Below are 9353 nucleotides of genomic sequence, written 5' to 3' on the forward strand. Positions count from 1 at the left end.
GCTGGACAAAAACGGCGGGCAGGAAAAAGGAACAGCAGACAGCCAAGCATCGCCCACCGTGATGCTGTTGAATGCTTCAGGCCGGTCTCCGGGCTCATGAGTGGCGCTTGCCGGAGCAGGCAGGCCGACGGCGCGCCTTCCCATATCGCACGCGATACAGTGGCTAAAGGCACCGTCTTGACTCATTTACCGTTGCGGGGGCAGCGCCGGATTCGCGGCAGCATGGTGGTCACATGCGCTCGCTCACCGGCTTCCCTGTTTCACTCTGTCGACACATGGGCCACAGAGCACCTGAAACAAGCCGCGAAGGTTAGTGGGTTGGGGGTGGAGCGTCAATTAAAGCCGGCCCTGCGCTTGAACCATCGGACCGCCGTGCACCTCTACTCCTACAGGCATCCAGGAGAACACCATGCATAAAACAAGACTCGCGCTACTGATCATGCTCGCCGGCAGCCTCGCTGCCTGTGGCGAAAGCTCTACCTTGCAGGTTTCCGATGGCACGGGGCCTTCGCCCACGTTACCGGAGCCGAACAAGACATTGATCCCCACCGTCAACATCGCTCCCGCCGTGGGCTGGCCCGCCGGCGCGAAGCCGGTAGCCGCCGCCGGTACTCAGGTCGGCGCGTTTGCCGAGGGCCTGGATCATCCGCGCTGGCTGTACGTACTGCCCAATGGCGATGTGCTGGTGGCGGAAACCAATGCGCCGCCCAAGCCGGATGACGCCACCGGTATTCGCGGCTGGGTGATGGAGAAGGTCATGGGCAGTGCCGGCGCCGGAGTGCCAAGCCCGAATCGCATCACACTGCTGCGCGATGCCGACCACGACGGCATCGCCGAAACCCGCACGGTGTTCCTGGCAAACCTCAATTCTCCGTTCGGCATGACCCTGGTGGGCAACGACCTGTACGTGGCCGACTCGGACCAGTTGCTGCGTTTCCCTTATCAACCGGGGGAAACCTCGATCAAGGAGGCCGGCACCAAGGTCGTCGACCTGCCCGGCGGCACCCTTAATCACCACTGGACCAAAAACGTGGTGGCGAGCAAAGACGGCAGCAAGCTGTATGTGAGTGTGGGCTCCAACAGTAATGTCGGCGAAAACGGTCTGGAGGCCGAACAAGGTCGGGCGGCGATCTGGGAAGTGGACCGTGCCAGCGGCCAGCACCGCATCTTCGCCTCCGGCCTGCGCAACCCCAACGGCATGGCCTGGGAACCGCAAAGCGGCAAGCTATGGACCGCGGTGAACGAGCGCGATGAGATTGGCAGCGACCTGGTGCCGGACTACATCACCTCGGTCAAGGATGGCGGATTCTATGGCTGGCCGTTCAGCTACTACGGGCAGCATGTGGATGTGCGCGTCACGCCGCAGAACCCGGAATTGGTCGCCAAGGCGATTGCGCCGGACTATGCGGTAGGCCCCCACACGGCGTCCCTGGGACTGACCTTTGCCGAGGGCAGCAAGCTCCCGGCGCAGTTCAGCAACGGGGCCTTCATTGGCCAGCACGGTTCGTGGAACCGCAAGCCGCACAGCGGCTACAAGGTGATCTTCGTGCCGTTCGAAGGCGGGCAGCCGAAAGGCCAGCCCGTGGATGTGCTGACCGGGTTCCTCAACAGTGATGAGAAAGCCATGGGCCGGCCAGTGGGCGTGGTGATTGATCAGCAGGGGGGCTTGCTGGTGGCGGACGATGTGGGGAATAAGGTGTGGCGGGTATCGTCGGCCAAATAACCGGTTTGACGAACACCACCAAACCAATGTGGGAGCCGGGCTTGCCCGCGATGCAGGCGCTGCGGTGTGTCGGTCGCATCGCGGTGATGCCATCGCAAGCAAGCCAGCTCCCACACAAGCCCGCCCCCACCTTCAGAGCTTTAAAGGGCCCTAAGGATTGCGCGCCAGATTCCCCGGCAGCACGCGCTTGGCGCTCAGGTACGCATTCTGCCAGTAGGCCTTGTCCAGGGTGTCCAGCTTCACCGTACCGCCGGTTTGCGGCGCATGCACAAAGCGGCCCTCTCCGACATAGATCCCCGCATGACTGACCTGGGAACCACCACCGGTGGCAAAGAACAGCAGGTCACCGGTTTGCAGATTCTCTTCACTCACATCCTGGGCACGCATCACGATCAGCTCGCGGGTGGTGCGCGGCAGGGAAATACCAGCGGCATCGCGGTAGACAAAGCCGATCAGGCCACTGCAATCAAAACCGGAGTCCGGCGTATTGCCGCCCCAACGGTAAGGCGTGCCGACCAGACCCAACGCACGGAAGAGCACGTCTTCGGCAGCCGGCGAGAAATTTTGCGTGGAATAGTTGAACACCGGCTTGGGTTTGACCGCTACAGGAGCGGGCGGCGGTGGACGGTGTGCGCAGGCGCTTAGCAGCGCGGCGCAGAGAATGAGGATCAGGCGGGCCGAGGTCGACATGGGCAGAACAATCCTGGTCTGGATGCGGCTTTCGCTGCCGAACGCTGAAAACCAGAACGCGCAAGCAAAGCTCGCGCGAACGGATTACAACAATATCCAGGGATTCTAGCGCTTACACGTCAAACTTCAAGTATCACTTTAAGTTTACTTGCTGGCGGTGACCGTGGTCGGGGCCATGGCGAGTGCGCGCTTGGCTTCGATGAAGGTCTTGCTCCAGTAGCTGTCGCCCAGACTATCGACTCGAACACCGCCACTGCGACGACTGCTGGAGTGGATAAACTGGTTATCGCCCAAGTAGATACCGGCATGGCTGACACGGCCACGGCCACTGGTACTGAAGAAAAGCAGATCGCCAGGCTTTAGGTTGTTGCGCGCGACCAACGGTGCTTTAACGTTGATCATTTCGCGAGTGGAGCGCGGCAGATTCATGCCGGCCTCTTCACGAAACAGGTAACCGATGAAGCCGCTGCAATCGAACCCGGCTTCAGAGGTACCGCCGAAACGGTACTTGGTACCGATCAAGGACATGCCGCGCTCAAGAATGCTGTCGGCCAGCACAGGCAACTGGTAAGGCTTGTTGCTGGCGAAGTTGGTCAGTTCTTCCTCGGTTGCCACTTCCTCTTCATAAACGGAAGCAGACTGTGCAGGAACGAACTTTGCCTGATTTTGAACCTGTGGTTTTTGCTGTTCTGCCACCTGTTGAGGGTGGGATGCGCAACCAAACAACAGGGTAACGAGTGCGAGAGGCACGAGGGGTGCGAAGCGATTTAGCATGGGCACGACCGTGGCTGATATGTAAAGAAGACGAGACTATGCCCTCTATCAGATCGATTTGCAAATTCAATCGCGATCTATGTGACTTCTTGTTCGGACTATGACATCTAAGCCCTTAACACCCTATACCTGCCTTTTGCGTGCCAAAACTGGCTAAAACGCAGGTTTTCTGGCGCCTGTAATTTGCCGAAAGCCCCATTTCAAAAGGGTTGGCTACCAGCCGAGGGTTTCCTTGAGGAACGGAATTGTCAGCTTGCGCTGAGCCTGCAAGGAGGCTTGATCGAGCTGCTCGAGCAAATCGAACAAGGCGCTCATGCTACGGGTGCCCCGGGTCAGAATAAAGTGCCCGACTTCATCGGTGAGGTGCAGGCCGCGACGGGACGCACGCAATTGCAGAGCCCGCAATTTGTCTTCGTCGGACAGCGGACGCATCTGGAAGATCAGCGCCAGGGTCATGCGTGACTTGAGGTCGGCCAGTTTGATCGGCAACTCGCGGGGCGAGGTAGACGCAGCGATCAGCAGGCGCCGGCCACTGTCACGCAGACGGTTGAACAGGTGAAACAGCGCCTCTTCCCACTCTGCCTTGCCGGCAATCGCCTGCAAGTCGTCCAGGCACACCAGCTCGTATTGCTCGAGGTGGTCGAAGATCCCGATCCCCCGATCCATCAGCTCGGCCAACGGCAAATACACCGCCGGCTCGCCCATCTGCTCGAAACGCAGGCAGGCGGCCTGCAACAGGTGAGTACGCCCCACGCCATGCTTGCCCCACAGATAGATCAGGCTTTCCGTCCACCCGGCGTCGGCTTCGCAGAGCCGCTCGACATAGCCGAGTGCAGCGGCATTGGCGCCTGGGTAGTAATTGATGAAGGTGGCGTCGTCACGCAGACGCACACCCAAGGGCAGCTGAATCGGTTTCATGCTGACTGAACGGCTCCGTTCGAACCGTTAGTGGCCTCTGTGTAAAGTTTGCAAAGTTTATACCCGTGACGCCGGGCGCACAATGCAGCAGACCACAAGCAAAATCAAAGGTTTGCGTGAACTTCGGGGTTTTATGCGAATTGTTTGACACCCGCCCTTCCATAAACGACAAACCCGGCCAGAGCCGGGTTTGTGATGAAAGGATTACAAATCGGGGTCTTCAACCCCTGTATACACATCCGAATCCTTGTACAGGTCATGCACATGGCGCACCAGCACCATGATCACCGCCGCCACCGGCAATGCCAGCAGAATGCCGGTAAACCCGAACAGCTCACCCCCCGCCAGGATCGCAAAGATGACCGCCACCGGGTGCAGGCCGATCCGGTCCCCCACCAGCAGCGGCGTCAGCACCATACCCTCCAGGGCCTGGCCGACCATGAACACCGCCACGATCCCCAGCATTGGGTACAACTCACCACCAAACTGGAACAGCCCGGCCACCAGCGCCGCGCCGATACCGATCACAAAGCCCATGTACGGCACGATCGCCGCCAGGCCGGCAATCAGGCCGATCAACAGGCCCAGCTCCAGGCCGATCGCCATCAAACCTGCGGCATAAATCACTCCCAACGCCAGCATCACCAGCAGTTGGCCCCGCACGAAGGCGCCCAGCACCTCATGGCACTCCTCGGCGAGCGACACAATGCGCTCCTCACGGTTGCGCGGCAGCAGGCTGCGGATCTTGGCCATCATGATGTCCCAGTCACGCAGCAGGTAGAACGCCACCACGGGGATCAACACCAGGTTGGTCAGCCAGCCGATCAACGCCAGGCTCGACGCCGTGGCCTGGCTGAGCACCACGCCGACGATATCGGTGGTCTGGCCCATGTGTTCGCTGATCGCAGCCTTGACCTTGTCGAACTTCCAGAAGCCGTCCGACAACCCCAGCTTGGCCTGGGCCCATGGCATCGCCGTATGTTGCAGCCAGTCGAGCATCTGCGGTGCCAGCTCGTAGAGCCGGAACAACTGTTTGGCCAGCATCGGCACCAGGACCAGCACCAACGCGGTGATGATCAAGGTGAACAGCGCAAACACCGCCACCACGCCCCAGGTACGCGACAGGCCGACTTTCTCGAGGCGGTCCACCACCGGGTCGAACAGATAGGCCAGCAGCAACGCCACCAGGAAAGGCGTGAGGATCGAATGCAGCAGGAACACAAACACGCACAGCAGGACAATCCCGCCAAGCCACACCCAACGACGCGCATCCGCCATAAACCACTCCATCTATATAAAGAAGAAAACCGCTACCAACGAAAACGCAGTTGTGCCTGAGGCTCAGGTGCAACCGCCGGCTGCGTACCTTCGACCGTCGGCGACTGAACCGGTGCCTCATCCGCCGGCACCTCCTGCAACCGGGCCAGGCTCAGTTGACTGCGCAACTGATCGGCACTGCCGCTGACGCGGTACACGATACGATTGCCATCGACCCGCTGCGGCTGACCACCGAAGGGCTCAAGCAAATGCCCCAATGCCGCATAACGCTCGAGGGTAATGCCCTGCACTTCCAGCAATTGCTCGGTACTCACACCCGGTTTCACCGCAAAGCGCGGTGCGAGTTTCTGGCTGACCGCCAACATCACCTCATCGGCCACGGCGCCGGTGTCGGCCCCTTGAGCGGTGCCCTGCTCACTCTTGTCGCCCAGCCACAGACGCCATTTGGCCTGCCACTGGCTGCCTTCCTGGCGCGCATGCACTGCCAGCAGCGCGTCGGCGCCATAACGTTCGGAGGCCGCGCGCAGCGGGGTGACATCCGGGCTTTCCAGATTGGGGCCGGTGGCGACCACCTGCTCGTCCAGATCCCCCAGTGGCAGCCGCAGCGGCAAGCCGCGGTGCTGGGCTGCACGGCGCAACGCCTGGGCCACAGCCTGGCCGTCGCCCACCAGGCTGCTGCCTTCGGTGGAGTCGTTCAGCCACCAGCCGAGGATCGATGGCCGATTGCTGCCCCAGATCGACAGACCGGCTTCACGCAAGACGCGATCGGTACTGACCGGATCGAAATCCACTTGCAGGCTCTCGGGCGGGCCGGCGTCGTAGCCGTATTGGCTGATGATCTGTTGCGGGTCCTTGCGCACCGCCGCCAGGCTCGGGCCATCGGCAGCCTTGGCGTCGCCGGTCAGGCGAATCACCAGCGTCTGCACGGCACGCTGGGTGGCCTGGTCGCGCTCCTGGGGCGACTGGCTGCTGACAGGCTCGAGGACTTGGTAGAGGCCATTGAGGGTTTCGGCATGACTCGCCAGGCTGACCAACGACAAGCAGCCTACAAAAAAGAATGTACACAGACGCATGAAAGATTCCCGAACGACAAATTTAGCGGCTGGAACAGACCGCGTGAACTCGGTTTGCCAAGGCTGTGACCACAGCAATCGACAAAACATTCACTGGGGCCTGGCAGTTTGAGTACTGTCACAACGATAGCGGGTTAAAGGCTATACCTTAATACGCACGCCAGCAGAGCCGATTAGCATTTTTTTAACCGGCTTTTTTAACCGATATGGCCCTGCCCGTCGGCCCGAGGATGGCCGCTGCCCCTCAAGCCTGATAAAATCGCGCGCCTTCGCAGACCGTCAACGGCTGGGCCTTTTACCAAGGGCGCCTGCCCGCCCGGTCGTTACCCAGAAATTCCCCCTAAAGGCCTGGATCATGAGCAAGCAACCCTCCCTGAGCTACAAGGACGCCGGTGTAGACATCGACGCCGGTGAAGCATTGGTCGAACGCATCAAGAGCGTCGCCAAGCGCACTGCGCGCCCCGAAGTCATGGGCGGCCTGGGCGGTTTTGGCGCCCTCTGCGAAATCCCGGCCGGCTACAAGCAGCCCGTGCTGGTCTCCGGCACCGACGGTGTGGGCACCAAGCTGCGCCTGGCATTGAACCTGAACAAACACGACAGCATCGGCATCGATCTGGTCGCCATGTGCGTCAACGACCTGGTGGTGTGCGGCGCCGAGCCGCTGTTCTTCCTCGACTACTACGCCACCGGCAAGCTGAACGTGGACACCGCTGCACAAGTGGTGACCGGCATCGGCGCGGGCTGCGAACTGTCGGGTTGCTCCCTGGTCGGCGGCGAAACCGCTGAAATGCCAGGCATGTACGAAGGCGAAGACTACGACCTGGCCGGTTTCTGCGTCGGCGTGGTGGAAAAGGCCGAGATCATCGACGGCTCCAAGGTTGCCACCGGCGACGCCCTGCTCGCTCTGCCATCGTCCGGCCCGCACTCCAACGGCTACTCGCTGATCCGCAAGATCATCGAAGTGTCCGGCGCCGACATCGAAAACACCCAGCTCGACGGCAAGCCGCTGACCGACCTGCTGATGGCCCCGACCCGCATCTACGTCAAGCCGCTGCTCAAGCTGATCAAGGACACCGGCGCCGTCAAAGCCATGGCCCACATCACCGGTGGCGGCCTGCTGGACAACATCCCGCGCGTCCTGCCAAAAGGCGCCCAGGCCATCGTCGACGTAGCCAGCTGGCAGCGTCCTGCGGTCTTCGACTGGTTGCAGGAAAAAGGCAACGTCAACGAAACCGAGATGCACCGCGTGCTGAACTGCGGCGTGGGCATGGTCATCTGCGTGGCTCAAGAGCACGTTGAAACCGCGCTGAACGTACTGCGCGAAGCCGGCGAGCAACCTTGGGTCATCGGTGAAATCGCCGCTGCCGCCGAAGGCGCTGCCCAGGTTGAACTGAAGAACCTCAAGGCTCACTGATGCCGCAGACCTGTGATGTCGTGGTGCTGTTGTCCGGCACCGGCAGTAACTTACAGGCCCTGATCGACAGCACGCGTACCGGCGACAGCCCGGTACGCATCGCTGCGGTGATCTCCAACCGCAGCGACGCCTACGGCCTGCAACGCGCCAGGGACGCGGGTATCGACACCCGCTCGCTGGATCACAAAACCTTCGATGGCCGTGAAGCCTTCGATGCCGCCCTGATCGAACTGATCGACGCCTTCAACCCCAAACTCGTGGTCCTGGCCGGTTTCATGCGCATCCTCAGCGCTGATTTCGTACGCCACTATGAGGGGCGCCTGCTGAATATCCATCCGTCCCTGCTGCCCAAGTACAAAGGCATGCACACGCACCAGCGTGCGCTCGATGCCGGCGACAGCGAGCACGGCTGCAGCGTGCACTTTGTCACCGAGGAACTCGATGGCGGGCCTCTGGTCGTACAGGCAGTGGTTCCGGTAGAGTCTGACGACTCGGCGCAGACGCTTGCGCATCGGGTGCATACCCAGGAACACAGGATTTACCCGCTGGCTGTTCGCTGGTTTGCCGAAGGACGGTTGATTCTTGGTGATCAGGGTGCATTATTGGACGGTCAGTTACTCGCGGCCAGCGGCCACTTGATTCGAACCTAGGAGATTTTATGCGTCGCGCCCTGCTCTTCGCTTTTGCTCTGCTTGCCTTGCCTGCCGTGCAGGCAGCAGACCTTCACCCCTTCTCCGCCAGCTACACCGCCGACTGGAAACAGTTGCCCATGAGTGGTTCGGCTGAACGCAGCCTGACCAAGAATGGCGACGGCACCTGGACCTTGAACTTCAAGGCTTCCATGATGATCGCCAGCCTCACCGAAACCAGCCAGATCCTGTTCGACAAGGACACCCTGCAACCGAAGAGCTACAGCTTCGAGCGCGGCGGCCTGGGCAAGGCAAAGAAGATCAACCTGGATTTCGACCAGGGCGCCAAGAAAGTCACCGGCTTTGAAAACAAGGACCCGGTCAACGTTACCCTGGAAAGTGGCATGCTCGACAAGTCCACCTACCAGCTTGCCCTGCAACGCGATGTGGCTGCCGGCAAGAAAAGCATGAGCTACCGCGTGGTCGAAGGCACTGACGTCGACACCTACGACTTTCGCGTGATCGGCGCGGAAAAGGTGCAGACCAAGGTCGGCTCCATCGACGCGATCAAGGTCGAGCGCGTGCGTGACCCTTCGCAGAGCAAGCGCATCACTCAGATGTGGTTTGCCAAGGACCAGGGCGGCATCCTGGTTGCCCTGCGCCAAGTCGAGACCGACGGCAAGGAATACAACATCATGCTGCAAGACGGCACTGTTGACGGCAAGGCTGTCAAAGGCAGCTGATGGGCGGGTGAATCAAAAAAAGAGCCTCGCGGAATGCGGGGCTTTTTTTTTGCCTGGAGATTGTGTGTTGAAACCGCTGACGCCATCGCAGGCAAGCCAGCTCCCACAGTT

At 60.9% G+C, this 9353-nt stretch carries 9 protein-coding genes and 1 riboswitch; of the genes, 4 read left to right on the top strand and 5 right to left on the bottom strand.

Annotated features, from left to right (window positions below):
- Window positions 1-62 precede the first annotated feature (62 nt).
- Window positions 63-310: riboswitch (cobalamin riboswitch) on the bottom strand.
- A 99-nt stretch (window positions 311-409) separates the two neighbouring features.
- Complete coding sequence (locus tag ACW9IB_RS24690; protein ID WP_457415853.1) at window positions 410-1723, top strand: PQQ-dependent sugar dehydrogenase; 1314 nt, start codon at window positions 410-412, stop codon at window positions 1721-1723.
- Between the two features lie 150 nt (window positions 1724-1873).
- Here the strand turns inward: ACW9IB_RS24690 and ACW9IB_RS24695 are convergent, their stop codons facing one another.
- The 5 genes from ACW9IB_RS24695 to ACW9IB_RS24715 all read right to left on the bottom strand — a co-directional run bounded on the left by ACW9IB_RS24695 (window position 1874) and on the right by ACW9IB_RS24715 (window position 6456).
- Window positions 1874-2413: a C40 family peptidase gene (locus ACW9IB_RS24695; RefSeq protein ID WP_457369206.1), complete on the bottom strand. Its 540-nt coding sequence runs from the start codon at window positions 2411-2413 to the stop codon at window positions 1874-1876.
- A 144-nt stretch (window positions 2414-2557) separates the two neighbouring features.
- Window positions 2558-3187 carry an NlpC/P60 family protein gene (locus ACW9IB_RS24700; protein ID WP_457369205.1) on the bottom strand — a complete coding sequence of 210 codons (630 nt, stop codon included), beginning with the start codon at window positions 3185-3187 and terminating at the stop codon, window positions 2558-2560.
- Between the two features lie 213 nt (window positions 3188-3400).
- Window positions 3401-4105: a DnaA regulatory inactivator Hda gene (gene hda / locus ACW9IB_RS24705; protein ID WP_010208669.1), complete on the bottom strand. Its 705-nt coding sequence runs from the start codon at window positions 4103-4105 to the stop codon at window positions 3401-3403.
- Window positions 4106-4309: 204 nt separating this feature from the next.
- A complete protein-coding gene (locus tag ACW9IB_RS24710; RefSeq protein WP_457369204.1) occupies window positions 4310-5383 on the bottom strand; it encodes an AI-2E family transporter in 1074 nt (357 codons plus the stop codon).
- Between the two features lie 32 nt (window positions 5384-5415).
- A complete protein-coding gene (locus ACW9IB_RS24715; RefSeq protein WP_457415854.1) occupies window positions 5416-6456 on the bottom strand; it encodes a DUF2066 domain-containing protein in 1041 nt (346 codons plus the stop codon).
- A 355-nt stretch (window positions 6457-6811) separates the two neighbouring features.
- Between ACW9IB_RS24715 and purM the strand changes: the two genes are divergently transcribed.
- The 3 genes from purM to ACW9IB_RS24730 are packed head-to-tail and all read left to right on the top strand — an operon-like array spanning window position 6812 to window position 9242.
- On the top strand, window positions 6812-7870 hold the full coding sequence (gene purM, locus ACW9IB_RS24720; RefSeq protein ID WP_457369202.1) for a phosphoribosylformylglycinamidine cyclo-ligase: 1059 nt from the start codon (window positions 6812-6814) through the stop codon (window positions 7868-7870).
- On the top strand, window positions 7870-8520 hold the full coding sequence (gene purN, locus ACW9IB_RS24725) for a phosphoribosylglycinamide formyltransferase (protein WP_457415855.1): 651 nt from the start codon (window positions 7870-7872) through the stop codon (window positions 8518-8520). Before purM ends, purN begins: the two co-directional genes overlap by 1 nt.
- Window positions 8521-8528: 8 nt before the next feature.
- Entirely contained in the window at window positions 8529-9242 is a 714-nt protein-coding gene (locus ACW9IB_RS24730; RefSeq protein ID WP_457369200.1) for a DUF3108 domain-containing protein, read from the top strand.
- Window positions 9243-9353 lie beyond the last annotated feature (111 nt).

Source organism: Pseudomonas sp. SDO524_S393 (assembly GCF_054071875.1).

Bases quoted from the DNA above. Each gene is read 5' to 3' on its own strand.
- ACW9IB_RS24730 (WP_457369200.1), top strand. From the start codon at position 8,529: ATGCGTCGCGCCCTGCTCTTCGCTTTTGCTCTGCTTGCCTTGCCTGCC.
- purN (WP_457415855.1), top strand. From the start codon at position 7,870: ATGCCGCAGACCTGTGATGTCGTGGTGCTGTTGTCCGGCACCGGCAGT.
- ACW9IB_RS24690 (WP_457415853.1), top strand. From the start codon at position 410: ATGCATAAAACAAGACTCGCGCTACTGATCATGCTCGCCGGCAGCCTC.
- ACW9IB_RS24710 (WP_457369204.1), bottom strand. From the start codon at position 5,383: ATGGCGGATGCGCGTCGTTGGGTGTGGCTTGGCGGGATTGTCCTGCTG.
- hda (WP_010208669.1), bottom strand. From the start codon at position 4,105: ATGAAACCGATTCAGCTGCCCTTGGGTGTGCGTCTGCGTGACGACGCC.
- ACW9IB_RS24700 (WP_457369205.1), bottom strand. From the start codon at position 3,187: ATGCTAAATCGCTTCGCACCCCTCGTGCCTCTCGCACTCGTTACCCTG.
- ACW9IB_RS24715 (WP_457415854.1), bottom strand. From the start codon at position 6,456: ATGCGTCTGTGTACATTCTTTTTTGTAGGCTGCTTGTCGTTGGTCAGC.
- purM (WP_457369202.1), top strand. From the start codon at position 6,812: ATGAGCAAGCAACCCTCCCTGAGCTACAAGGACGCCGGTGTAGACATC.
- ACW9IB_RS24695 (WP_457369206.1), bottom strand. From the start codon at position 2,413: ATGTCGACCTCGGCCCGCCTGATCCTCATTCTCTGCGCCGCGCTGCTA.